The organism is Bacillus massilinigeriensis (assembly GCF_900111815.1).
In the GTDB taxonomy this organism is placed as follows: Bacteria; Bacillota; Bacilli; order Bacillales; family Cytobacillaceae; genus Mesobacillus_C; species Mesobacillus_C mediterraneensis.
This window is the reverse complement of the sequence record NZ_LT630004.1, coordinates 2,450,663-2,475,446: the sequence shown is the minus strand read 5'-3', so window position 1 is coordinate 2,475,446 and position 24,784 is coordinate 2,450,663. Positions and strand designations below refer to the sequence as shown.

Sequence of the window (24,784 nt, the reverse complement as noted above, 5' to 3'; positions counted from 1 at the left end):
GGAGTGCATGGGAGATGCATGGGAAGATACTTGGGATGATATATCCGGATTTTTTGGCGGATTATTCAAAGGGCTGGCTGGTCTCGTCGGCGGCATCCTTGTCCTAGCCAAAGATGGCATTGTCATTGCGGCTTCTTCCCAAATCCCAGATCCAATAGAACCTGATTTCCTGAAAAAAGAAGCAAATACGACGATTAATAAATATGCAAATGCCGCTGCGAGTGCCCTCGACGATCCGCTCGGTGTGCTAGAGTCCATTGGTCAATCGTTCTCCGACACCTATGAAAAAGAAGGCATTGCCTACCTGGCAGGTGCTGCAGCGCCATCATTTATCCCTGTCGCGGGGGTTGTCGGGAAGCTCGGAAAGGTCGCGAAGGTCGCCGGCAAGGTTCCCGCTTCAAAAACGAAGGGCTTTTCTGGTAATATAAAAGCAAATATAGATAATCTCATCGGCGGAAACAAAGCATTTTCGGGATTCAAAAACCGTGTCTCAGGCCAAATCAGCAGTGCCGCAAGCCAATTCACAAAGGCCCTAAAGGCACCATTCAGCAACAAATTTGTCCAAGGTGCTCTTTCCAGAGCCAGAAGTGAACTAGCCCAAGTCGGCCGCGCCCTGGGAGGCTTGAAAATCCCAGTCGGCATTGAAAAGCAAGTCGTCTCCACCGGCTTCAACAACATCAACACCTACGGCCTCAAAACCAAAACCATCAACGACCAGTTTTCTCAGTTTGCGAAGGTTGGGGATCGGGTTGAGGGGAGTGGCCAGAATAAGAGTAAAGTTACTAAGGGTACGGATAAATTAAATTCAACAAAAGATATTTATAAAGTATCACCTAAAGATATTTACCAAGCGCTAGAAGGCTATGAGCAAACTCATAAATTCAAAGCACATTTTAGAGGATTTGAAGTAAAAGCACAGCGTTCATTATCGCATATGTCTGATAAACAATTGATATACTCATTTAAAAAAGGTTACTCACCAAAGGATGGAGCAAATGATACAATTGTACTCCATCATCATGAACAAAAAGTTGAGGGGCCAATAATTGAGATGCCTAGTAGATACCATGATTTGGGTAATAAAAAACAACATCCATTTGGAAATTCAGGTGGAGTTGGGAGTGGGGAAGCTAGGATAGAATTTAATAAGTGGCGTAAAGAATATTGGAAGGCAAGATATGCCAATGAAATGATTAAAAGGGGGATTATTGAATGAAGATAGAAATATTAAATGCTATTGATGAAGAGATCGAAATGTGCCCAGAAGCCTTTGGAGGACCTCTTAATATTGAGGAAGTAAACCAAGCAGAAGATGAACTAAAAGTAAAATTGCCAGAGGACTTTAAAGAATTTCTTTTGAGATATGGTTCTGGAGCAGTTGGTGAGGCTATTATTTTGGGATTGAAAGAGGCAGAGTTTGTTGCGACACCATCATTTGTAGAGAAATCTCTACATTTTAGAAAAGCACTCCCTCAAGGGTATGAGAATTTTACTGCTATTGGTATAGACGGTGCAGGAAATCCAGTAGGATTTAATTTCCCGAATACAGAAATTATTACATTTGACTTTAATTTCGGTGGGAAAGAAATTATAGCAGAGAGTTTTGAGGAATACTTAGAAAAAGCAATCCGTGAAGAATTAAATATACATTTTTAACATCCGGGATATTAATTGTAATAAGATAGACTAAAAGATGAAAATTAACTGTAAGCACTTGATTGCATAGTAGGCAACAAGTGCTTTTTTGATAGAAATTAGCCTTTGGACAACATAAAAAAAGATTTGTATCAAATTCATAGCTCATGAAGGTAGTACCATCATGGAGTATTGATTTATATATTTGGATTTTGTGAGAAGTACGATAAACAGCCGAGATGACATTTTTAGTGGCAGGAAGACTTATGATACTGCAAAACCCACAAAGTAAAGACAATGAGAAAGCTCGTAATGCTAAAGGTTGTAACGATACGGATACATAAAGATAGTGAATAATAATAAGAAGATTTATGAGGATAGACAGGGTGGGCTTACAGGAGATGTTGGCTCACCTTTCGTCTGTCCAAATTGATTATGTGGTAGTGCTCAACACAAGCCGATTATGGCGGTCAGATATTGTGAAGGTACTGATGCAACGAGAGCTAAAGAAGTATGGCTGTGAAATGAAGAGTATTGAACAACCATTTTACAGTATTCATATGAAAGACCCAAACGACTTTTTGGTCAATGGCTTAATAGAGTTATTAGACCAATACTAACGACTTGAAATTGCTTTAAAACTAACAAAGGGAAGAAATAAAAAGGCAAAGGAAGGTGGATATGCAGGAGGACGGGCAACATTTGGCTATATGAGACAAAAGGGTGAAAAAGAACTGAAGATACATAGCGGTCATGCAGAAGTAGTGAAACGGTTGTTTGAGCTTAAACAGCTCAATTGAGCCATCATTACCCAAGCTATAAAAAGTTTTTCTCAGAAGTGGATGGAAAAACAGCATTGGCATTTTGGAATCGATACCCTTCACCATCCTGTTTAAAAGGTGTGAGTGTAAAACAGTTGACCAAATTTTTATTAGAAGTGAGCAACAATACTTGTTCGGTGTAAAAAACGAGTGAAATATTGAAGCTAGTAATAGAAGATGGGAACACTAAGTATACAACCTTTTGGGAGTGCATGGGAGATGCATGGGAAGATACTTGGGATGACATATCCGGATTTTTTGGTGGATTATTCAAAGGGCTGGCTGGTCTCGTCGGCGGCATCCTTGTCCTAGCCAAAGATGGCATTGTCATTGCGGCTTCTTCCCAAATCCCAGATCCAATAGAACCTGATTTCCTGAAAAAAGAAGCAAATACGACGATTAATAAATATGCAAATGCCGCTGCGAGTGCCCTCGACGATCCGCTCGGTGTGCTAGAGTCCATTGGTCAATCGTTCTCCGACACCTATGAAAAAAGGGCATTGCCTACCTGGCAGGTGTTGCAGCGCCATCATTAATCCCTGGCGCGGGGGTTGTCGGGAAACTCGGAAAGGTCGCAAAGGTCGCCGGCAAGGTTCCTGCTTCAAAAACAAAGGGCTTTTCTGGTAATATAAAAGCGAATATAGATAATCTCATCGGCGGAAACAAAGCATTTTCGGGATTCAAAAACCGTGTCTCAGGTCAAATCAGCAGTGCTGCCAGCCAGTTTACAAAAGCTGTTAAGGCTCCGTTCAGCAACAAATTTGTCCAAGGCGCCCTTTCTAAAGCCAGAAGCGAACTAGCCCAAGTAGGCCGTGCCCTTGGAGGCTTGAAGATCCCAGTCGGCATCGAAAAGCAAGTCGTCTCCACCGGCTTCAACAACATCACCACCTACGGCCTCAAAACCAAAACCATTAACGACCAGTTTTCGCAGTTTGCGAAGGTTGTGGATCGGGTTGAGGGGAGTACTAATGGTACGGGTGAAATTATTCAAGTTAAGAACATTAAAGATGAAGTAGATATTATCCTAGATTATTCACCGATATATATAAAATCCCACAGAAAAGCCGACTTGTTGGCTTTTCTGTGGGATTCTCTTTTTCACTTAAAAGATGAAAAAAGAATCCATTTCTGTTATGGTTATTGCGACTAAACACCAACCAACTAGAAAGGATTCTTCTAATGGCTACTTTATCGCAAAACACTCTACATTTCAACCGTTCCATTAAATTGTCTAATGATGGTGGTGCGCTTTCTTCTGACACTGGAGAATTCATTTTTCGTGAGTTTGATGAAAAAATCAGTTTCTCACAAACGATTTCAAAACATCTCCAATTAAAAGATGAACGCACGTATTGCTTCCATACGAATGAACATTTACTTCGTCAAAAAATCTATCAGCTGATCGCTGGCTATCATGAGGATGATGCAGCGGACCGTTTAACACATGATCCGGTTTTCACACAGGTTCTTGGCAAATCTGCACTCGCTTCTCAACCGTCCTTATCACGATTTTTTAAGCGCTTTGACACGGAAGCACTAAACCAACTTCAATCAGCCAATCAGGAACTGCTTGACCGGGTTCATCATGCTCGACAATCGAAGACACTTATTTTCGACCTGGATTCCACACATGCCGATACATACGGAAACCAAGAAAATTCTTCCTACAACGCGCATTATTCTACAACAGGCTTTCATCCACTAGTCGCATTTGATGGGCTAACAGGTGATTTCTTGAAAGCGCAATTGCGCCCGGGAAACGTTTATACTTCCAATGGTGTTGTAGATTTTATGCGCCCACTCATCGAGCACTATAACGAAGTTTTCCCCGAAAAATCTTATCTAGTCCGTGGCGATAGTGGCTTCGCGGTGCCTGGTCTATATGAATTATGCGAAAAGGAATCGGTTTACTATATCATTCGTCTAAAAGCGAACGCCAAGTTAAAAGCACTTGCGGAAGAACTACACCCAGCACATGAAATTCATGATGTGTCCTTGACAGAAAGCTATGTAGAGGAGTCCATTTACCAAGCATCTTCTTGGTCAAAGCCTCGTCGTATTATCATTCAGTCCATTCGCCCTGCTGGTGAATTGTTATTTTCACATGCCTTTTTTGTGACGAGTCTGGGTGAAGCCTTTTCGCCCCAAGCGATTGTCACATCTTATCAACAGCGGGGCACAATGGAGAATTTCATCAAAGAAGCGAAAGATGGCTTTGGTTTTGATCAGATGAAAAGCCATGATTTTCTGATCAATGAAGCTCGGATGATGTTGAGTCTGCTTGCCTATAACTTCACGAACTGGTTACGGACATTCAGTTTTCCGACCAAGTATAAGGGCATTCAAATCCAAACGATTCGTACCCGGCTAATCAAAGTGGCAAGTAAGTTGGTGAAATCCGGACGCTCGCTATATTTTAAAATGTCCTCGAGTTTTGTGTATGAACGCTTTTTTTGGGACGTACTCACCCGAGTGCAACAACTAAAATTTGAATAAATACCCTTTTAAAATAAATCGAACCTGCACCAAGGGAGAAGTCTGTCCAAAAATCGGTTTCCTCCCAAGAATCGTTTTAAATTTCCTGTCATTCGATTATTTTCTCCGTAAAAATTCACCTAAACTTTAAAAATTTCATTAAATACCCAGAATTTCAGATCACGGTGAATAATTCAGGATTATTGCTGAAAGAGCTAAAAGTTTAGACTTAACTATAAGAGAAACTCCATATAAAATCATGGGTAGTAAAAAAATGAAACAATTGAATGAAAAGGTGAAAAATAGAACTATCACAAAAGAAGAATGGAAACAATTAATGTGGAACAAGAGATTTAAACGCAGAAGAGATAACGGTGTAGATGACTTCTGGGAACAAGAAAGAGAACGCTTGTTAAATGGAGAAGCTACGAGGGTATGGACGGAGAAACAAGCAAAAGACATAATAAATGGTAAGGCGCCAAAATATGAAGGTAAAACTATGATTGGTCACCATACTTATAGCGCATCTAAATATCCGCAAATTGCCAATAAAGGCGAAATCATATATCCTGTAACATTTAGAGAACATTTGTATAGATGGCATGGTGGTAGCTATAAGAAAAGCCTGCCTGGTAAACCACTAAATAATTCAGTTGATAATGACTTTTAAGGAGGATATAAATATGTCAGTAATACTTTTAGTGGTAGAACAAGATGAAAACCAAATGAAATATTTACCTGTAATAAGGAAAAATACTAATTTGGGATTTTCTGAGATAAAAAAAAGAATTGAAAATGGAAGTCCGATAATGGAATGTAATCTTTTTAAAGATAATGAGGACGATGCGAAACTTGAAAAATTAATAAATGAATTGATAAATGATGGTACGAAAATAAGACTGTTTGATGGTGAATTAATTAAAAATAAAGAAGTATCTGTTGAATACTTGATGAATAGATTTGATAGATATAAAGAAATACAAAAACAAAATGAAATGTTAGATGATTTAATGTATGGTGAAGATTAAATTGTGGGGATGTTATGTAGAGTCGAGAAAATTCAGCTACAATATTTAGGCGAGATGACATTTCAAACATTCGATGTATTGTTACAGGGAACAAACCAAAAGCTTACGAAAATAAACAGGCTCGTGGGTTTACAGAAAGAATTAGTAATGAATTACTTTATAAAATTAAAATAAAGCGCTTGATTGCCTATCTAGGTAACAGGTGTTTTTTTATTTTTTATGAGATATTTATGCTTTTGATAACACGAATGATGCTTTACTGAAATTCATAGCTCATGAAGGTAGTACCTTCAAGGCATTCTGTTTTAGTACTTTGTTTGTGAAAATAATAAGATAAACAGGCGAGATGACATTTTACATGCCAAGAAGACTTATGACACTGTAAAACCCACAAACTAAAGACAATGAAAAAGCTCGTAATTCTAAAGATGATATCGATACGGATACATAAAGATACACTAGCGTCGCATTAAAATAATTTAACACACCAAATAAAACTGAATTTTCTATAATATCCTCCATGCATAAAAAAAATCCTTTATAATGGTTGGGCGGTAGTAAACCATCCAAATCCAAAATAAAGGAAAATCGCATGGATAAGTTTACACGAAAAACATCATTTGAGCAATGGTTTTCACCCATTTCCTCCACAAAACTCGAGGAATTGGTGGAAGCCTATCAATTAAATTACTATACAAAGAAGCTACACATCGCTTCATTCTTGAAATTATTCGTATTCGCACAGCTCAACGAAACCGAAAGTCTACGTGCTGTCAGTGAAACGCTATTCTCGGATGACCTACAACAAGCAACAGATTTAGAATCGATTAGCTTTTCGCAGTTAGGACGTCGATTAAACCAAGTGCCAACAGATGTTTTCCAGCAAGTATTTCTAGACCTAGTCGCGCAAATTCATGAGAAAACGCATTTTGAAAAGCGGCGTGAAGTTACAACACCGTTGAAAATCATTGACTCAAGTACGTTGCCGCTGAACTTAAACCATCATAAATGGGCTGAATTCCGCAAAACAAAATCAGGCATTAAGTTTCATTTACGTCTAGTTTTCCTAGAAAAAGGCTGTTCGTATCCAGATAAAGCGGTCCTCACGAATGCGAAAGAACATGATCGCGGCCAATTAGAAGTGCTGGTAGACGACAAAGAATGCATGTATGTGTTTGACCGTGGTTACTTGGATTATGAGCGATTCGACCGCATGACAGATGACGGCTATTTCTTTGTCTCACGCTTGCGCAAAAACGCCGTCATACGTGTGCTAGAGCCTTTTGAACGCCCTGAAGACTCCAACGTGTTATCCGATGAAATGATTCTGATTGGAACGACGCAAAATCGTGCAGAAAATACGTTTCGTCTCATCAAAGTACTGGATTCAAAAGGAAACGAGCTGCATTTGATCACGAATCGTTTTGATTTAAGCGCGGACGAAATCGCTGAACTGTACAAGTCACGTTGGGCAATCGAACTATTTTTTTAGTGGATGAAACAGCACTTAAACATTAAAAAGTTCTACGGACAAAGCGAACAAGCTGTGCATAATCAAGTGTACATCGCGATGATCGTCTACTGCTTACATGTGTTGGCTCAGCTCAACACGAATAGCTCACGAACCTACCTACAAATTAGTCGGTGGTTAAAGGCAGCACCGTGGAAATCAGCGCACATTTGGATTCGAAAAATCACAGGAAAAGCTGTCCCATAAAGGGTTTTACCGTTTCTTTCGCCTATGTCAAAGGTTATAGTAAAAAATGGATGTTTACTACCTCTGCTTGAGTGTCTTCCTTTTACTTCTAGAATGGAAAAGATAGAAATCAGAAAAATTCAGTTAAAATTTATGCGACACTAGTGAAGAAGAACGGAAAGTAGAAATTGAAATACAGTATCAAATTGATGAATTCAACAGATTAAATCAAACGGTGAGGTGACCACAATATGAATAATAAACAGGATGTATTGCGGAAATACAGAAAACAAGTAGTGTTAGTTGATAATAATCAAGTGGCACTTTTAGAAGATGGAGCATTACCTGCTAATTGGTTAAGTATACTTAAAGAAAAAGATGACCGAAAAAGGGTAGAAAAAACATTGGGATTATGGGGAGATTTTGTTTCAATCGATTTAAGGAATACCATTTCTTACTTGAGGGAGAATCTTTTGAATATTGAGCTGATTAAAGAAAATAGCAAATACTCCCGGTTGTATAGTGTTAGGGTTGGTGATGGGGAAATAGACTACTATGAGGGTGGTATACCTAATAGAAATTTTGAAAATCCTAAATTAAAAGAGGCATGGCCTAAAATGCCTCAATCGTTAAAGAACTTTTATGAGAATGTCCATGATGGCTTTTACTACTATCCAAGTAGAGCGATGGGATTAGTTTATTTGGATAGAGTTACTTTTTTTGATGATGATGAGTGGGGAATTATCGAAGAGTTGATTGAGCCTTTACAAATTAATTTAAAAAGCACTTTTGGTTTCTTTAATAGTGGGATGGGGGCCTATGTAGCAATTGATTATAACAATTGTAATAATGATAAAGCTACATTATGGTTTTCTGACGAACAGCCAAAGTACAATGTTAATTTTGGGGATATAGTAGATGAATGGATTGTTATGGGATTTGAATAACTGTGCTTTTCAGCTAACAAAAAAACGTTGAAGTTCCTATATACTTCAACGTTTTTTTTGGTTAAAAATTTGCTAAACATCTTTTATAAATGAAACACAAAAAGGGAAATGGTCAACATAATTTTAAAAACTCTATTGACTGTGGATGTATTCTGGACAATGAATCTGACAATTTTACAAATGCTGGTTATATCTATAAGTATAGTTTACAATCTAATGGAAGCCAATAATGAATATTAATTGAGAGTGTTGGAGCTGTAACTTGTGCTTAAATTTAAAAAAAGTAGGTGTTAGTCATGACTGGCAGAAGAATGATAGACAGATGGGAAGACGACAGTAAGAGTTTTATGGCTCTAAATATTAAAAAGAGAGTGCTTTCTACCATATATGGAGCGATTATAGGTGATGCGCTGGGAGTACCGGTAGAGTTTAAGCCTAGAGATACTTTTAATATTTCGGATATGACCGGATATGGTACGCACAATCAGCCGCCAGGGACTTGGTCGGATGATACCTCGTTAACATTGTGTTTGATGGAAAACTTAAGTAATAACGGAACAATGGAAGATTTAATGGCATTGTTTGTACAGTATAGACAAGAAGGCTATTTAACTCCCTTTGATGTTATGTTTGATATTGGCGCTACCACCGATCATTCCATCAACAGGTTTATAAAAGGAAATCCGTCGCAGGAGTGTGGGGGTGATGGAGAGTATGACAATGGAAATGGTGCGCTTATGAGAATTGCGCCATTAACCTTTATGATCTGTAGGAATTTTAATTTTTTGGAAAAAGCCGAAGTGATTAAAAAGTACACAGAAATAACTCATGCACATCCAAGATCGATTGTTGGTTCCCTTATATATGTTGAGTTTCTTATAAGGTTGTATTACAACAACTCTCCTTCGATGGCTGTGAATGAAATCAAGGCTCTTTTCGATGAGAATTTTGATGCGGAGCATATCTATCGAACAGAACTACAACATTACTCAAGAATATTTTCAGAAGACTTCTTTCAACTACCTCGGGAAAAAATCAAATCTGGCGGATATGTTGTCCATACTCTAGAAGCTGCCATTTGGTGTTTGGGAACTACCAATTCTTTCAGTGAAGCGGTCTTGAAAGCCGTGAACTTGGGTGAAGATACTGATACAGTGGCATCTATTACAGGTGCATTAGCCGGGATGCATTATAAATTAGAGGATATTCCAGCTGACTGGCTAGAAAAGCTTGTGCGGAAGCAGGAAATCGATCTGTTAATAGGGGATTTTATTCAAACATGTGCAAATAAAGCAATAATTGAGGAGTATGGGAGTTTGTAAGTTTACAAAAAAGTAAAGGGTTTGAAATTAAAACCAATTGTAGGCTATAGGATAGTAAATCACCTCCTAATAATACTAAACTATTTATTATATATGAATAGCCTAGAATGCGCAAAAAAAAGGATCCATGTTTGGGTCCTTTTTCTCATTTTTCCCAATATTACCCTGCCATACTTGGATGCTAGTCCCGTAGCTTCGTAAAATAAACTGGAATTAACTAACAATTTTTTAGGCAGACAGCTATATTTATAGGAAAAGAGTGGGGATAAAGATGAGCGAAAAGCATCAACAACAACTAAAAGCAATGGCGATGGAAAGGGTCCATAGTATTTATACCAATCTGATAAAGAGGTGCCTTTGGAGTACTGGCCGGTGATCAAGGAGTTCACCGGCATGTTCCTTGATGATTGGAACGTTTTTGAAAATCTGCTCGAAGCGTTCCGCCAAGACATGGAAAGGCTTGAGTTGTTCAGCCAGAATGTCGATATTTTTTACCGGAGCGGTGCTGGACTGCATTCCGTTTCCTTCCTTGGCAAGGAGTTTGCACTCGAGCGCGAGCTGTTCGCCGATTATTTGGCAAGCTGCACGGAAATCATGCGGCCCTTTTTGCCTCTTGGTTCGGTAGTCGAACTCGATCCGCGCTACTTCCAGCCAGATCCGTCCAGTGAATCAGCGGTGAAGGTGGTTATCACTGCCCGCTGCGTCGCCCCAAAAGGCTATCGTTCTTATTTTCCATACGCCGGGGTAATATACCCGCTTGGCGAAATGAAGAAGGACCGGGTTATCCATTTCACCAGCCCGCTAATCCGCAGCGTCATCCATGAAGGCTACCGAGACGAAATGGAAACATCCTTTGAACTGCTGATGAAAAAAGAAATGATCGTGGACAGAGGCTTGAAGTCCATCGAGTTCTCGCAGGAAGACATGGCGAAGCTCCAAGCGAAACAAGACGAACCAAAGTGGAAGCGGGTGAGTATTGATGGCGTATTATAGTTACCATGTCTGTCAAAAGACTAGGAACAATATTATTGGACAACTGAAGGACATCCGAGAGTCCATCTGGGAAAATTACAGAGAAATGGATTTTGAGAATGCCGATGCGAAGGAAGAGATGCGGGAGGTCATAGGAGAAATGGCCAATGAAATCAATGATTTAATTGGGGAAATAATGGCAGTGCATTTTAAGTGAAGGTAGTTTGAATAAGGAAGCAGGGAAGCAAAGGGGTGTAGGCAAGTTGGCGGGTAAACAAATAAAATTGAATCTTAGTGAACTAGAGTCGGCATTGCGTTCGCTGGATCATGCCATTTCAGATTTCAAGAGCTATACAACCAATTTCCGCTCAGGAACACGGAGTCAGCTGAAAAGCTTTCATTCTGACTTCGTCGATGCAGTGGATGATCTGCTTGATAATATGAACGACGACAGCAGCACGAAGCTGCTCGAGCACCTAGACGCGATCCATGATGCCGGCGTCATGCTCGTCAAGAAGATGAAGGAAACAGATGAGAAAATCAGCAGTAAAATCAAGGGGGGAGCAAAGTGAAGAGCGACCTGCAGATCAATTACGGCATCCTCGACAACATTATCGAGCAGCTTCATTCATATAAGAATGCGCTGGACAAAATGGAAGCCTCCCTTGAAAAAATCAATGCTTTCATTTCACTGAACGAGGGGGAAAGCGTTGAGGCATGGGAAGACCAGGTGCAAAAAATCAAGCGGGATATCAAGAACTATCGCACACAGGTGAAAGATCTCACCAACCTGTTTGAAAACTACGTGCAGCGGACAACTGCCCATATTGCCCCGCTTTCAAGGAATGCGATGATGCGGGTAGACCGGAATGATATTGCCGCTAACATTAAACATATTGAACTCTCCATTTGGACGAATATAAAACAAATAGAAGCGGCTATTTTTGCTTCGTCTCTATCTTTTAGTGTAGGCTTAACCGATGAAGAAAAGGAAAAGAGCAGAAGCAATAAATGGAAGCTGGATGGCATCCGCTCAAAGGTGATGGCCACAAAGGCGCGACTTGATGGAAAAGTCGATGAATTGCATCGCATCCATGAAACGAAGGTCGTTCGATTTGAAGAAACAGACGAATCTTTTAGCCATAAAGCTCAAAGCGTGAAAAATAAGTATACAACCTTTTGGGAATGCATGGGAGATGCATGGGAAGATACTTGGGATGATATATCCGGATTTTCAGTGGGATTATTCAAAGGGTTGGTTGGTCTTGGGGCGGGACTTTATGTCCTAGGCAAAGATGGTATGGTCATTTACTATTCCACCAGAATACCGGATGCAATTGAACCAGATTTTCTAAAAAAAGAATATAATGCCACTATTAATAAATATGAAAATGCCGTTGTGAGCGCTTTCGACGATCCGATGGGCGTATTTGAGGCAATCGGCCAATCGTTTTCCGACACCTATGAAAAAGAGGGTATTGCCTACCTAGCAGGTGCTGCAGCGCCATCATTAATCCCTGTCGCGGGGGTTGTCGGGAAACTCGGAAAGGTCGCAAAGGTCGCCGGCAAGGTTCCCGCTTCAAAAACAAAGGGCTTTTCTGGTAAAATAAAAGCAAATGTAGGTAATCAAGTAGGAAGCAACAAGGCATTCGCCCTAGGAGGCTTGAAAATCCCAGTCGGCATAGAGAAGCAAGTCGTCTCCACCGGCTTCAACAACATCACCACCTACGGCTTCAAAACCAAAACCATCAACGACCAGTTTTCGCAGTTTGCGAAGGTTGGGGATCGGGTTGAGGGGAATAGAACTGAAGGACAAGTAGTTAATAAGAAGATAGAAAATATTGATGATCCTATTAGAACATACCGTGGTGCAGATATAAGCAAGCTAGAAGCTAAATATACAGCTGATTCACGTTTAGTTGTTGAAATGCCGTATGTGGGTAAAGGTCAAAAAAATACAAATGCTGAAGGTTGGTTGCGTGATAAGGACGTTTATTGGAAAGATATGTTAAAAAGACACCCAGAAGCATTTAATAAGTCAAATAAACAAAAGATTGAATTGGGTTTCTCTCCTGTCAATAATCCGACATTTAGGAAATATTTTCCCTAATATGATTTAAAAGAATTGTATAATGATACTCTTATACATCATCATATTGGCGGTGGTGGCCAGGCTGTAGCGGTTCCTTCTAAATTACATCCTGGTTTAGGTGGAATTCATAATGCAGAGAAGGAAGCAGGAATTTGGGGGAACGATAAAATGTATGCCGAACTATTAGAGAAATTCTTAGAAAATGGAAGGTGATTTCATTGGAAATGAAAGATGCAATGAAAAAATATTTTAGTTTAAGAAAAGAATACTATGATAAAGGTTTAGATTTCCTATTTAAAACATTCTATAATGAAGATGTTGAATCATTTATTTTCTATGGTGAAGTAGATGAGGAAGAAGAAATTTCATGGAAACCTATTGAAAAAGACGTAAAAAGTGATCTTCAGCCTATAGAACAAAAGTTTGACATTAATTTTCATCTTTCTATTGTCAGTTATTTTAATTCATATTGGTTTGCAGATTTAGATGGTTTTATTGATAATCATTATATTAAGCTGGAATCTGTTTTACCAAATATTGAGTTAAATTCTTTCGAAAGTAATCTAGAAGGTTATAAAAGTAATCACCATAATAAAATTGATAGAATTCCTATCGGAATAGAAGGAAATGGGTTAATAGTTGTCTTAGATAATATTACAGGAAAGGTTGAATTAGAAGATTTTGAGCGCGGAACATTTAAATTGATCTCAAATTCTTTAGATGATTTGATTTCTTGTTTAAGAATGGAAAAATAACTTTGCTAAAATCTAATTGCTTAATGGCGAGTAGCCAGTCATGGTATTGGACTATAAGAGATCTTTAATTCGATTAACATGATAGCTTTATAGGTTTTTCAAAACCATTTTATAAAGATTAGAAATAAAAATGCTAGTTAATCTAAGTACTTGATGCCTATTTAGGTATCAAGTGCTTTTTTAGTAGATGGCAGAAAAACCAATACACCGATCCATTAGGTGCTTTGAATTAATAGGTAAATCATTCTCTACACTTTAAATTACACATTGCTTTCCATTAGCAAATATAGATAATCTCTTCAACGGCAACAAAGCATTTCCGGGATTCAAAAACCGTGTCTCTGGCCTAGTTAGCAGTGCTGCGAGCCAGTTTACAAAAGCCGTTAAGGCGCCGTTCAGTAACAAATTTGCCCAAAGCTCTCTTTCCAAAGCCCGAAGTGAACTAGCCCAAATCGGCCGTTCCCTTGGAGGCTTGAAGATCCCTGTAGGCATCGAGAAGCAAGTCGTCTCTACAGGCTTCAATAACATCACCACCTACGGCCTCAAAACCAAATCCATCAACGACCAATTTTCGCAGTTTGCGAAGGTTGTTGATAAGGTTGAGGGGAGTGGGGGTAAGGCTAGGGGAACGGGTAAAGATAAAGCTATAGGTAATGTTCCTAGAATTAAAGAAATTGAAGTGAATTTTAACTATAAAACTAAATATGATTCAAAAGAATTTGCAAGGCAGTTAAAGGATCAAGAAAAAGGTATGAATCAACTAACAGTCGAAGAATACTTGAAGAATAGAGAAAGATATATTGCTGAGGGTAGAGCGATAGAAGGAAATGCTGCTCAACAAGCCGCTCGCGAAAAAGCATTAAATAAAAAAATAGAAGAGCTATTTGAAAGTGGAATGTCTTGGGAAGCAGCTGAGATAAAAGCAAATAGTTGGTTGAAAACACAAGCAGCACTTCATAATCCAGATCAAATAGCTGGGGGTAAACCACTAAATATTGGCGGTTTGGGAGATAGGAGAATAAACTCCTCAATTGGATCACAGTGGAAATATAGGATTGATATTGTAGATGAACAAATAGGCGAACTAGCTAAATTAATGACATCTGAGCAAAGGAAAAATACGTTTTTAAATGTTAGGCTTACACATTAGAGGAGGTTTAAAAATTGAACTTATTTGAAGACTTTAAGAAAATAAGTGAAGTGGAAGAAAGTACAATTAATAAATATAAAGGTTTGCTTCCTGAAGAATTAATTGAAACGTGGAAGACATATGGTTATGGTACATGTATGAATGGGTATTTAAAAACAATTAATCCTGATGACTTTAGCCCCTTAGTAAAAGAATCTTATTTAAGAAGTGAAGGAACAATCCCTATTTTCACCACATCTATGGGCGATATTATACTATTTGAAAAAGATAAAAACCAAGAGTCTTATGTTGTATTGATTAACTACCGAAAAGGTAAAACAAAAGTGGTAGCTTCAAAATATTCTTTGTTTCTTAGATTTTTAGAGGAAGAGGCATTTAAAAATAAGGCATTAGATTGGTCGCCTTATCTAGAAGCAAGAGAAAAATATAAAGAACCAGAGTACGATGAGTGCTTCGGCTATACACCCCTTGTTTATTGCAAAATAAAAGTGCAGAACTTTGCAAGGAGAAACTGCAGAGTCCTGCACTTTATTTAGTGGCATAAAAAAAGGACTTGCCAGTCCCCAAATTTCCCTCTACTGTAATTGGTGTCGAATCAATTTAGTGGAGGTTTAGAAGGGATGCTAACAATGTCCGATATTAATTGTATCAAGAAATTACGAAACGAAAAAGGATTATCAGTAAACAAAATAAAACAGACACTAAAAATCAACTGGCGAACAGCCAAAAAATACGCAGATGGAGATCAACTACCTGCATCAAAAATACGAGAAAGGAAAGGAATGATGTATGAAGGTCAATGGGGGGAGATGGTTACTGATTGGTTATCGGAGGATTCCAAACTAAAGAAAAAGTCCCGTAGGACTAAGAAACAGTTGTTTGAGGAATTACAAAATCACGGGTTCAAAGGGTCCTATAGAACAGTCTGTTACTTTATCGAAGATTGGGAGAATACCCATCAGGATGAAAAGGATCGGGGCTTTGAAAGGCTGACTCATCCTCCAGCTGAAGCCCAAGTTGACTTCGGCGTGATGGAGGCTGTACAAGATGGAGAGCTTGTTGATATCAGAGCTTTGGTGATGTCCTACCCTCACAGCAATGCTGGATTTTCCGTACCTTTGCCGTCAGAAAATCAAGAATGCTTCCTTCATGGATTAAAAGAGCTCTTTCGTCAATCCGGAGGAGTACCTCTTAAAATCCGAATCGATAATTTGACTCCGGCAGTGAAGAAGACCCGTTCAAAGGTGGAAGAGGCGCAACTGACAGATGCATTTATACAATTTCAAAACCATTATGGGTTTGATGTTCAAGTGTGTAATCCCAGAAGCGGCCATGAAAAAGGGAATGTTGAAAATAAGGTGGGATATATCCGCTACAACTTCTTTAGCAAGGCCCCCGTTATGAAAGACTTTGATGATCTCACATCGAAACTGGAAAAGAGATTAGCAGAAGACAGGGATCGCGTTCATTATGAAAAACAGGTCAGAATAATAGATTTATGGGAGGAAGAGTCCAAGCATCTTTTGGCCCTCCCTGAGCAAGATTATCCCGTTTTCAAAGAAGAACAGGTTAAGGTGAATAAGTATAATGAAATAAGGCTTGATCAGACTTTGGTACATGTCCCTAAAGCAGCAAACTATGGCATTCTATATATTCAATGCACTTGGGACTCCTTTAAAGTGGTAACACCAGATGGCGAAATTCTGCTCGAGGACTTTCGTCCTTACATGAATAAAAGAAAGGCCTTGCCTTGGCAGTCCATTGTAAAGGGATGGATTCAGAAACCCCGAGCACTTCCCTACTCGCGTTATCATGAATATTTACCAGGAAGGATTCGAAATTACTTAATGGTGGATAATTTGTCCATTCGTCAGGAACGTCTGAAGGCTTTGGCAGCTCTGCTTGTTACACATGATATGAAGGGAATTAACTTGAATTTTTATGAACTAATAGAGGAAGAAAAGCTTGGAACACAAGCCAATCCTTTTGATGTGGAATGGTCCAAATATGATAATTTGGCCGGAACTAAGGAGGCTATGTCATGACTTTCGATCTCAGAAGTAAGTGCAAGTCTCTTCGTTTGGCCTACATTCCAGACATTTATGGCAAGATCCCTTTTGATAATCCTGAACAGTATGTAAATGATTTATTTGAGGAGGAATTGAAGCTAAGGGAGAGAGCGAAAATAACACGTTTAATAAAGAAGGCTGGATTCTTGGATCGGAAAAGTCTTGAAACATTTGAATGGCATGAACAGCAAATGAGGTTGCCTGGTCAGATGACAAAAGAGAGACTTTACAGTCTGGATTTTATTGAACAAAGAGAGAACGTAGTTCTAGTCGGAACACCTGGAACCGGGAAAACCCATTTAGCAACAGGGCTAGGAAGAAAAGCATGTGAATTGGGGTTTGAAGTAGGTTTTTATCGAGTTTCTCATTTGGTAGAAGAGTTAGAGAACGTCTTGAGGTTGAACCGGTTATCCGCCTTCCGAAAAAGAATCCAGAAACTAGACTTAGTGATTCTGGATGAAATGGGGTATCTTCCCTTCGGAAAAGAGGGATCAGAGTTATTGTTCCAGTTAATATCTGAGTGTTATGAGCAGAAAAGTCTAATTATAACCTCAAACTTGGAATTCAGCCAATGGAACAGGATTTTCACCGATTCCAGGTTAACCGCCGCTTTGGTGGATCGTTTGATTCACCATGCCCATATCATCTCATTCCATGGGGAGAGTTACCGTCTATCTCATGCATTGTCAAAAAGAAGGTAATAGATAGGGCTGGCAAAGTTGTGCATTTTCCTTTGCATTCTTCTGCACTTTTTCCTTGCAAAATACACCCCTACTTGGTTTAGGTGGAGCAGATAAAGCAGAAAATCTTAAAAAGGTCAAATTGAAGGAACATATTCTTATTATTACTGAATTTATGGGACCAGTTCAGTAACAATAAGAATTATATTACAGAATTAACTTTAAACACTTGATTGCTTATTATAGGCAATAGGTGTTTTTTGTTTTTTTAATCAAGGGGGGAGCGAAATGAAGCGCGACCTGCAGATTAATTATGGCATTCTCGACAACATTATTAAACAACTTCATACCTATAAAAATGCGCTGGACAAGATGGAAGCCTCCCTTGAAAAAATCAATGCTTTCATTTCCCTGAACGAGGGAGAAAGTGTCGAGGCATGGGAAGACCAGTTGCAGAAAATTAAGAGGGAAATCAAAAATTATCGCAAGCAAGTAAAAGATCTTACCAATCTGTTTGAGAATTATGTAGAGCGAACTACTGCCCATATCGCCCCCCTGTCAAGGAATGCGATGATGCGGGTAGACCGGAATGATATTGCCTATAACCTTGATCAAATCAGAGACTCTGTCGTAATGAATATGCAAGGTGCGCTTATGGCTACTCACCGGTCTCCTTCCTTCTTAGCCGCAATGATCGATAATCCAACTGATGAAGAGAAGGAAAAGAGTAAAAGCAATGAATTAAAGCTGGATAAAATTCGCTCAAGGATACTGTCTTCCCAGACTCGTTTTAATAACGAAATGGATGAATTGTACCGAATTCATAAAACGAAGGTCATTGAATTTGAGAATACGGATGATACTTTTAGCGATAAAGCAGCCAATCTCAAAAATAAGTATACAAACTTTTGGGAAGGCGTTGGAGACGTATTTGAAGTAGTTGGAGAAGTTTCATGGGGATTGTTGAAGGGGCTTTTCATCGGGGTGGTTGGTCTCATTGGCGGAGTCCTCATCCTAGCGAAAGATGCCATTGTCGTTTCGGTGTCTTCCCAAATTCCAGATCCAGTTGAACCTGATTTCTTGAAAAAAGAAGCCGATGCCACCATTGATAAATATAAAAGTGCGGCCATGAAGGTCATCGATGATCCAGGCGGCGTATTTGAGGCGATTGGGCAGTCATTCTCGGACACATATGAAAAAGAAGGCATTGCCTACTTGGTGGGTAGTGCTGCGCCATCATTTATCCCCGCCGCGGGGGTTGTCGGGAAACTCGGAAAGGTCGCAAAGGTCGCAAAGGTCGCCGGCAAGGTTCCTGTTTCAAAAACCAAGGGCTTTTCTGGTAATATAAAAGCAAATATAGATAATCTCATCGGCGGAAACAAAGCATTTTCGGGATTCAAAAATCGTGTCTCAGGCCAAATCAGCAGCGCCGCAAGCCAATTCACCAAGGCCGTAAAGGCACCATTCAGCAACAAATTTGTCCAAGGTGCTCTTTCCAGAGCCAGAAGTGAACTAGCCCAAGTCGGCCGTGCCCTTGGAGGCTTGAAAATCCCAGTCGGCATCGAAAAGCAAGTCGTCTCCACCGGCTTCAACAACATCACCACCTACGGCCTCAAAACCAAAACCATCAACGACCAGTTCACACAGTTTGCGAAGGTTGTGGATCGGAGTACTAAGGGTACGGATGATGTTACACTTAAAAAGAAATCTGTACCAGACTGGTTTAAAGAGCGTTGGGAAGCAGGTAATAATTTTAATAAGGAAAATCGTCCTCGTTACCCTTATAATGAGGTAGAGTTGGAAGCAAAAGAAGTAGGGGGCAAAAAGTACGTAGTTGACTCATATGCACCCAACAAGGAAATAGTATCGAGAAAATTCACTCAACTTAGTGAAGTGCAAGAAAAGACAGCTAAGAGTTACTTAAATGAAATCACAAAAAAATATTCTTCGGGTTCTAAAATATCAAATGGTACTTTTAATCCTAACGCTCTCAAAGGAGGGCGACTTAAAGGTGAATTAATATTAGAAATACCTGTTCAAAATAAACCAATTCCGCAAACAATTCTTGATGAGGCAACAAAAAACAGGATTATTATTAGGGATTTTAAAGGGAAGGTGTATAATTGACTATGAAAATTTATTATTGTGACGAATGGTCGGACATCAAAAAGAAGCCTTGGAACATACTTGATGACCGTACTGCATACACATACCATCAAAAACAAGAACCATATACGGCGGTATTATTAGAGGATGAGAAACCTAAGTATATTGTAAATGTTACAAATGAATGGGTTTCGGTGGGGTTTTATGATGACCTGATTCGTAAATATTTAAATTATGATTTTGAAGTTATGAGTGATGGTAAGATTTTTTTAAGAACAGCCATGTATTGGGAATATGATGATGAAACTGACACGGAAGTAAGTAGCTTGATTTTGGGCTTCCGAGAAGATGGCTATATAGCAATGGAAAAGAGAGATTTAAAGACCGGTTCAGTCGAGGAGCGCAAAACTAGCGATACCCTTGAAAGAAACTGGGATGTATTTCCTGAATTTGGTCATTACAATCATTTGTGCAAAGAGGAAAGGTAACGTGTTTAGAGCACTCTAGTGCCTAAACTAGTTATACGAAAGGGTTTTACGTATAGGCACATAAAGCAAGTGAACTAAAATACAATTAAAATATTTGAGTTGGACAAAAAGAGCAATGATACGTTTGAAAATAGAGACTCCATGAAGGTACTGCCATCATGGAGTTTTATTTTATATAGGAATAATAAGAAAAGTACGAGAATTGGGTGATTTGACATTTTACATGGTGTGGGGACTTATGATACTGCAAAACCACAAACTAAAGACAATGACAATGCTCGTAATGCTAAAGGTGGTAACGATACGGATACATAAAGATAATGAATAATAAAAAGTGAAAATTTTGAGTGAAACAATAAGAATGTGATTTGTTTGAGAATCGAAAGCTCATGATGGTTGTACCATCATGGAGTATCGTTTTAATACTTGGATAGTAAGAAAAGTTGGATAAATAGGCGAGATGACATTTTATAAGGTAGGGGTAGTTATGACATGGATTGGCTAAAAAACTAACGAGAATGACAAAGCTCGTGGTGATAACAATGGGTAACGTATAAGAGTGTTTCTTATACTGCTTTGGCATATAAATTTTGGGTTGTATTTTTACAAGAGACGGTCGTATAATACTCGCTATTCGCTAAAAAGCGTTACGAAAATTAAAATTTATGTAACGGGAGGGTGAAAAGTTGAACGTTGTTGGGTATATACGAGTCTCAACTCAAGTGTAGGGAAGAGATGGATATAGCTTTAAATATCAAAAGAAGAAATTAGAGCATACTGTGAAGAACAGGGTTTTAACTTGATACATTTTTTTAGAGATGAAGGAATTAGTGGTGCAAAACTGAATGAGGAAGCATTGGAAATAGATAGGGTGGGCTTACAGGAGATGTTGGTTCACCTTTCGTCTGTCCAAATTGATTATGTGGTGGTGCTAAACACAGGCCGATTATGGCGGTCAGATATTGTAAAGGTGTTGATACAACGAGAGTTAAAGAAATATGGATGTGACATTAAAAGCATTGAACAGCCATTTTACAGTATCCATAAGAAAGATCCTAACAACTTTTTGGTAATGGCTTAATGGAGTTATTAGACCAATACAACGGCTTGAAATTGCCCTCAAACTAACAAAGGGGAGAAATAAAAAGGCGAAGGAAGGTGGTTATCTAATATTATAGAACCATAAAAAAGACTATCCCCTTTTTTAGGAGATAGCCGCGGATTAAAAGCACATCCTGATTGCTTTCAGTTATATCGGATGTTTAAACACAAGAGAAAGCACCCATATCACAAGGGCTTCCCCCTCTCTAAACTTTACCTCAAGACATGTTCCTCTCCAGGTTGTGCTATGACTTGAGAGATTCTCTGTTTTTTAGATTTTTTAAAGTGGAACAATTCATAAATGACCGGAACTACGATCAATGTCAATAGAGTAGAGACCGCTAAACCACCAATAACGACAATCGCAAGACTTTGTGATACAAGGCTTCCCATTTCGGCTTTTTTAAATAATAATGGCAGCATCGCGCAGATGGTGGCAATCGCAGTCATTAAGATTGGCCGGATTCGGGTAGCGGCTGCTTCCAGAATAGCCTCACGCATGATCATCTTTTCTTCGTTTTGCTTAACACGGTCGATTAACACAATGGCATTTGTAACGACGATTCCAATCAGCATCAACGCGCCAAGAAGCGCTGTAATATCAACTGAAATCCGGCTTACCAATAGGCCAAGAATGGCTCCAATGGCTGCCAGTGGCAAGGAGAACAGGATGGCAAGCGGCGCACGTAAAGTTTTAAACGTAATGACCATGATTAAATAGACAATCCCGATGGATGTAATCATTGTGATAAATAAATCTGTAAAATCATCCGCCTGCTGAACGGAAGCACCACCTACCATTACTTCTACATTATCAGGTACGTCTATCCCTTCTTCTTGTTTGGTCCCATGTATCTTGCTGTTGATTTCTTTTGAGATGTCCGATAGCTGTTTTGGGTCGACGGTTGCCTGTACCCGTAAATAAGGCTCCCCATCTTTATGAAGTACTTGTGTTGACTTATTTTCCGCCTTAAGCTTCGCAACAGTTGTAATTGGTACTAAATCCTGTCCGGCTGAAATCATGATTCCTTCCAGATCTTGTTCCGATCCGGGGTTCAGGACAGGTTCCATGAATACCGGTGTATTGATTCCATCGAGTGTGACACTTCCGACCGGAATGCGATTCAGCAGCATGCCCAGCTGTTGTGAGACCTCACCGGGTTTAGCCACTGTTGAATCAACATTAAAGGTATAAACAGGTTTTTTCTCTTCTTGATTCGTCTCTACTTTCTCGACACCTTCAATATCTTTAATTTCTTTTTCAATGCTGGCGGCTGTTGACTCAATGTCAGACATTCGGTCGCCTACGACATCGATTGTAATCGCAGTGGAACTGCCGCCTGTAAGGGAGCCTGAATTAGCTGTCAATTCCGCTCTTGGATAATCATTTTTCTGTTCATTTACCATATCAATAAATTCCTGGGCATCGACATCCTTCTTCATGACAATGGTAAAGGAAGCCTTCGTTGGGGATTCTACTGACCCAAATTGAGCTGCATCCGTACTATTCCCCAGTTGTGTATATAATGATTTAGGTTCATCCTGGGCCATCAAAAATTCTTCTAATTTCAATGTGTTTTTACGGACTTCTTCCATTGGGGTTTCATTTGGATAATCCAATGAAACGTTGACAAGTTCCGCATCCGAGCTATCCACGGCACCTTTAGGGATGCCAAGATAGGCCCCGATTGACCCCACGAACAGAAAAGCAGATGCGAGCAAAATGACCCATTTATGATTCAATGACCATTGCAGCATGGAAACATATCGCTTTGGCGTACGATGCTTAGGCAGCTTTGCATTTTTCAGCAACCCCGCACTCATGATTGGGACAACTGTCAAGGCCACAAGTAAAGAGGACAGTAAAGAATAAGTGACCGTTAAAGCAAACGGCAATAAGAAATCCTTTAATCCCGCACCAACCAATCCAAGCGGCAGGAATACGGCCACAGTTGTAAGAGTTGAAGATGTGATTGCCGAGGCAACCTCCTTTGTAGCCTCTATGACGAGCTGGACTGAAAATTTCTCATGCTGCATTCTTCGGAATATATTCTCGATCACTACGATACTATCATCTACCAGCCGGCCGACTGCTACCGCCACGCCACCGATTGTCAAAATATTTAAGGTAATGCCTGATTGTGCCAGTAAAATCAATGTCATGCATAAAGATAGCGGGATCGAGACAATCGTAATGAATGTCGATCGAATGTTCCGTAAAAAGAATAAAATGACAATAGTCGCAAATAATGCCCCGAGCAGCACTTCCTTCACCATGCTGGTTACAGAGGTGACAACCATATCAGCTGTAGAAAAGAATACAGTTACGTTGGCATGCTCGTATTTCTTTGAAAGATCCTTTGCTTGTTTTTTCACCTCTTTCACGATTGCCACTGCGTTGGAATTGCTATCCTTTGTTATAATGGCCAGTAAGGCATCTTCCCCGTTGATACGAGTAATATTTGCATCCTGATTCGCCTTTTGAAGTGTAGCTACATCCCCAAGCTTCACTCCTGATAGTACCGGTAAATCCTTCAGGTCATCCAGGCTGTCGAGTGTGCCAACCACTTTAATATTGCTTGCTTTCCCGTCAATGGTTTTTTGGCCTACGGAAGCAGCAATATTCTGGTCCTTCAAGGCGCCAAGCACCGCTTGAGCGGGAAGATTATACTCCTTCAGTTTCTCGTGATCAAGATGAATCGAAACTTCATCTACGGCTTTCCCGAACATGGATACATTTCCAACACCCTTAATCTCCTTAAAAGCTGGAAGTATTTTTTCATCTGCCAGTTTAATATTTTCTTTTGTGAGTCCATCCTCGAATGTCATTGAAATATCAGCAATTGGAATCATGTCTGTATTAAGTTGGACTACATTGGGTTTATTTGTGGCTTCCGGAAGCTCGACTCCATTCAATGCTTCTTGCACATTATCCTTCGCTTGCTTCATATCTGTCTCGGCTTCGAAGTGAATATCCACCTTGGAGAATCCGTCTCCCGTTGTAGAGAATACATCACGTTTTCCTTTTACAGAAGCAACGGACTTCTCGATTGGCGTCGTTACCGTATCGGCCATTGTCTCAACATCCATACCTTGACCAAGAACAACGACTGTTACCTGTGGATTGTCAGCAGTCGGCAAGAATTCCATTGGCAATGTAAAATAACTTATAACTCCGATAACCAATGCCAGAACGGTCGTAAGAAATACAGCAGCCTTATTTCGGAAAGACCACTTTGTAAGCCACGTCATTCCCATTTCCCCCTTTAAAGTAGAAAAATTTGTACGTTGCAAATATATAGTTGAACTGTAACAAAAAGGATTAACTGAATCCAAATGAATTATAATCGTTCTTTATATAGAAGTAAATCACAATTTGGTGAAGTTTTCGTAAATAAGTAAGCCATTCCGAGTTGACCCACTCCTTAATTAAGCCTATCGAGAAAT

20 protein-coding genes and 6 pseudogenes are annotated in these 24,784 nt (G+C 39.5%); 25 read left to right on the top strand and 1 reads right to left on the bottom strand.

The genetic code is table 11. The features are described 5' to 3' along the window. Positions 1 to 7: 7 nt before the first annotated feature. The 25 genes and pseudogenes from BQ5796_RS18765 to BQ5796_RS12865 all read left to right on the top strand — a co-directional run. Complete coding sequence (locus BQ5796_RS18765; protein ID WP_071460604.1) at positions 8 to 1,216, top strand: HNH/ENDO VII family nuclease; 1,209 nt, start codon at positions 8 to 10, stop codon at positions 1,214 to 1,216. Beyond that, positions 1,213 to 1,656 (top strand): SMI1/KNR4 family protein, encoded by a 444-nt coding sequence (locus BQ5796_RS12970; RefSeq protein WP_071460603.1) that lies wholly within the window; start codon positions 1,213 to 1,215, stop codon positions 1,654 to 1,656. The genes BQ5796_RS18765 and BQ5796_RS12970 overlap by 4 nt, the downstream gene beginning before the upstream one ends. 350 nt (positions 1,657 to 2,006) lie before the next feature. Next, positions 2,007 to 2,426: pseudogene (locus tag BQ5796_RS12965) on the top strand (recombinase family protein); the annotation flags it as partial. 2 nt (positions 2,427 to 2,428) lie between these two features. Continuing rightward, positions 2,429 to 2,596 (top strand): annotated as a pseudogene (locus BQ5796_RS17690) (IS110 family RNA-guided transposase); the annotation flags it as partial. Between the two features lie 18 nt (positions 2,597 to 2,614). Next, positions 2,615 to 2,992 carry a hypothetical protein gene (locus tag BQ5796_RS12960; RefSeq protein ID WP_141769936.1) on the top strand — a complete coding sequence of 126 codons (378 nt, stop codon included), beginning with the start codon at positions 2,615 to 2,617 and terminating at the stop codon, positions 2,990 to 2,992. Between the two features lie 290 nt (positions 2,993 to 3,282). Continuing rightward, entirely contained in the window at positions 3,283 to 3,606 is a 324-nt protein-coding gene (locus BQ5796_RS12955) for a hypothetical protein (RefSeq protein ID WP_071460601.1), read from the top strand. 29 nt (positions 3,607 to 3,635) lie between these two features. Then, a complete protein-coding gene (locus BQ5796_RS12950) occupies positions 3,636 to 4,952 on the top strand; it encodes an IS1380 family transposase (protein ID WP_071460600.1) in 1,317 nt (438 codons plus the stop codon). 253 nt (positions 4,953 to 5,205) lie between these two features. Continuing rightward, positions 5,206 to 5,601 (top strand): hypothetical protein, encoded by a 396-nt coding sequence (locus tag BQ5796_RS12945; RefSeq protein ID WP_234969341.1) that lies wholly within the window; start codon positions 5,206 to 5,208, stop codon positions 5,599 to 5,601. Positions 5,602 to 5,614: 13 nt separating this feature from the next. Next, positions 5,615 to 5,959 (top strand): hypothetical protein, encoded by a 345-nt coding sequence (locus BQ5796_RS12940; RefSeq protein WP_071460598.1) that lies wholly within the window; start codon positions 5,615 to 5,617, stop codon positions 5,957 to 5,959. Positions 5,960 to 6,551: 592 nt separating this feature from the next. Then, positions 6,552 to 7,676 (top strand): annotated as a pseudogene (locus BQ5796_RS12935) (IS4 family transposase). Between the two features lie 230 nt (positions 7,677 to 7,906). After that, on the top strand, positions 7,907 to 8,602 hold the full coding sequence (locus BQ5796_RS12930; RefSeq protein WP_071460597.1) for an SMI1/KNR4 family protein: 696 nt from the start codon (positions 7,907 to 7,909) through the stop codon (positions 8,600 to 8,602). Positions 8,603 to 8,898: 296 nt separating this feature from the next. Further along, complete coding sequence (locus BQ5796_RS12925) at positions 8,899 to 9,924, top strand: ADP-ribosylglycohydrolase family protein (RefSeq protein WP_071460596.1); 1,026 nt, start codon at positions 8,899 to 8,901, stop codon at positions 9,922 to 9,924. Positions 9,925 to 10,296: 372 nt separating this feature from the next. Beyond that, the gene (locus BQ5796_RS12920) at positions 10,297 to 10,917 is read left to right on the top strand and encodes a DUF4176 domain-containing protein (RefSeq protein ID WP_141769935.1); all 621 of its coding nucleotides are present in this window, start codon (positions 10,297 to 10,299) and stop codon (positions 10,915 to 10,917) included. After that, positions 10,904 to 11,113, top strand: coding sequence for a hypothetical protein (locus BQ5796_RS12915; RefSeq protein WP_071460594.1), 210 nt, complete (start codon positions 10,904 to 10,906; stop codon positions 11,111 to 11,113). The genes BQ5796_RS12920 and BQ5796_RS12915 overlap by 14 nt, the downstream gene beginning before the upstream one ends. Positions 11,114 to 11,159: 46 nt before the next feature. After that, on the top strand, positions 11,160 to 11,468 hold the full coding sequence (locus BQ5796_RS12910; protein WP_074034014.1) for a hypothetical protein: 309 nt from the start codon (positions 11,160 to 11,162) through the stop codon (positions 11,466 to 11,468). A gap of 80 nt (positions 11,469 to 11,548) precedes the next feature. Continuing rightward, positions 11,549 to 13,201 (top strand): annotated as a pseudogene (locus BQ5796_RS18760) (hypothetical protein). Positions 13,202 to 13,224: 23 nt separating this feature from the next. Then, complete coding sequence (locus tag BQ5796_RS12900; protein WP_200792916.1) at positions 13,225 to 13,743, top strand: SecY-interacting protein Syd; 519 nt, start codon at positions 13,225 to 13,227, stop codon at positions 13,741 to 13,743. A gap of 679 nt (positions 13,744 to 14,422) precedes the next feature. After that, positions 14,423 to 14,893, top strand: a complete 471-nt coding sequence (locus BQ5796_RS12895; RefSeq protein WP_071461299.1) for a polymorphic toxin type 15 domain-containing protein — start codon at positions 14,423 to 14,425, stop codon at positions 14,891 to 14,893. A gap of 14 nt (positions 14,894 to 14,907) precedes the next feature. Beyond that, positions 14,908 to 15,429 carry a GAD-like domain-containing protein gene (locus BQ5796_RS12890; RefSeq protein ID WP_071460592.1) on the top strand — a complete coding sequence of 174 codons (522 nt, stop codon included), beginning with the start codon at positions 14,908 to 14,910 and terminating at the stop codon, positions 15,427 to 15,429. Positions 15,430 to 15,522: 93 nt separating this feature from the next. Beyond that, entirely contained in the window at positions 15,523 to 16,938 is a 1,416-nt protein-coding gene (gene istA, locus BQ5796_RS12885; protein ID WP_346190295.1) for an IS21 family transposase, read from the top strand. Further along, on the top strand, positions 16,935 to 17,663 hold the full coding sequence (istB, locus tag BQ5796_RS12880) for an IS21-like element helper ATPase IstB (RefSeq protein ID WP_071458437.1): 729 nt from the start codon (positions 16,935 to 16,937) through the stop codon (positions 17,661 to 17,663). The genes istA and istB overlap by 4 nt, the downstream gene beginning before the upstream one ends. A 64-nt stretch (positions 17,664 to 17,727) precedes the next feature. Continuing rightward, positions 17,728 to 17,835, top strand: a pseudogene (locus BQ5796_RS17425) (T6SS immunity protein Tdi1 domain-containing protein); the annotation flags it as partial. A 95-nt stretch (positions 17,836 to 17,930) separates the two neighbouring features. After that, entirely contained in the window at positions 17,931 to 19,769 is a 1,839-nt protein-coding gene (locus tag BQ5796_RS18445) for a hypothetical protein (RefSeq protein ID WP_234969339.1), read from the top strand. A 2-nt stretch (positions 19,770 to 19,771) separates the two neighbouring features. Continuing rightward, positions 19,772 to 20,236, top strand: a complete 465-nt coding sequence (locus tag BQ5796_RS12870; RefSeq protein WP_071460590.1) for a hypothetical protein — start codon at positions 19,772 to 19,774, stop codon at positions 20,234 to 20,236. A gap of 686 nt (positions 20,237 to 20,922) precedes the next feature. After that, positions 20,923 to 21,402 (top strand): annotated as a pseudogene (locus BQ5796_RS12865) (recombinase family protein); the annotation flags it as partial. Between the two features lie 148 nt (positions 21,403 to 21,550). Here BQ5796_RS12865 and BQ5796_RS12860 read toward each other — a convergent pair. Next, complete coding sequence (locus BQ5796_RS12860; protein WP_071460589.1) at positions 21,551 to 24,589, bottom strand: efflux RND transporter permease subunit; 3,039 nt, start codon at positions 24,587 to 24,589, stop codon at positions 21,551 to 21,553. Between the last annotated feature and the right edge of the window lie 195 nt (positions 24,590 to 24,784).

Coding starts and splice junctions, on each gene's coding strand:
- BQ5796_RS18765 (WP_071460604.1), top strand. CDS start 8: ATGGGAGATGCATGGGAAGATACTTGGGATGATATATCCGGATTTTTT.
- BQ5796_RS12970 (WP_071460603.1), top strand. CDS start 1,213: ATGAAGATAGAAATATTAAATGCTATTGATGAAGAGATCGAAATGTGC.
- BQ5796_RS12950 (WP_071460600.1), top strand. CDS start 3,636: ATGGCTACTTTATCGCAAAACACTCTACATTTCAACCGTTCCATTAAA.
- BQ5796_RS12945 (WP_234969341.1), top strand. CDS start 5,206: ATGAAACAATTGAATGAAAAGGTGAAAAATAGAACTATCACAAAAGAA.
- BQ5796_RS12940 (WP_071460598.1), top strand. CDS start 5,615: ATGTCAGTAATACTTTTAGTGGTAGAACAAGATGAAAACCAAATGAAA.
- BQ5796_RS12930 (WP_071460597.1), top strand. CDS start 7,907: ATGAATAATAAACAGGATGTATTGCGGAAATACAGAAAACAAGTAGTG.
- BQ5796_RS12925 (WP_071460596.1), top strand. CDS start 8,899: ATGACTGGCAGAAGAATGATAGACAGATGGGAAGACGACAGTAAGAGT.
- BQ5796_RS12915 (WP_071460594.1), top strand. CDS start 10,904: ATGGCGTATTATAGTTACCATGTCTGTCAAAAGACTAGGAACAATATT.
- BQ5796_RS12900 (WP_200792916.1), top strand. CDS start 13,225: ATGAAAAAATATTTTAGTTTAAGAAAAGAATACTATGATAAAGGTTTA.
- istA (WP_346190295.1), top strand. CDS start 15,523: ATGTCCGATATTAATTGTATCAAGAAATTACGAAACGAAAAAGGATTA.
- istB (WP_071458437.1), top strand. CDS start 16,935: ATGACTTTCGATCTCAGAAGTAAGTGCAAGTCTCTTCGTTTGGCCTAC.
- BQ5796_RS18445 (WP_234969339.1), top strand. CDS start 17,931: ATGAAGCGCGACCTGCAGATTAATTATGGCATTCTCGACAACATTATT.
- BQ5796_RS12870 (WP_071460590.1), top strand. CDS start 19,772: ATGAAAATTTATTATTGTGACGAATGGTCGGACATCAAAAAGAAGCCT.
- BQ5796_RS12860 (WP_071460589.1), bottom strand. CDS start 24,589: ATGACGTGGCTTACAAAGTGGTCTTTCCGAAATAAGGCTGCTGTATTT.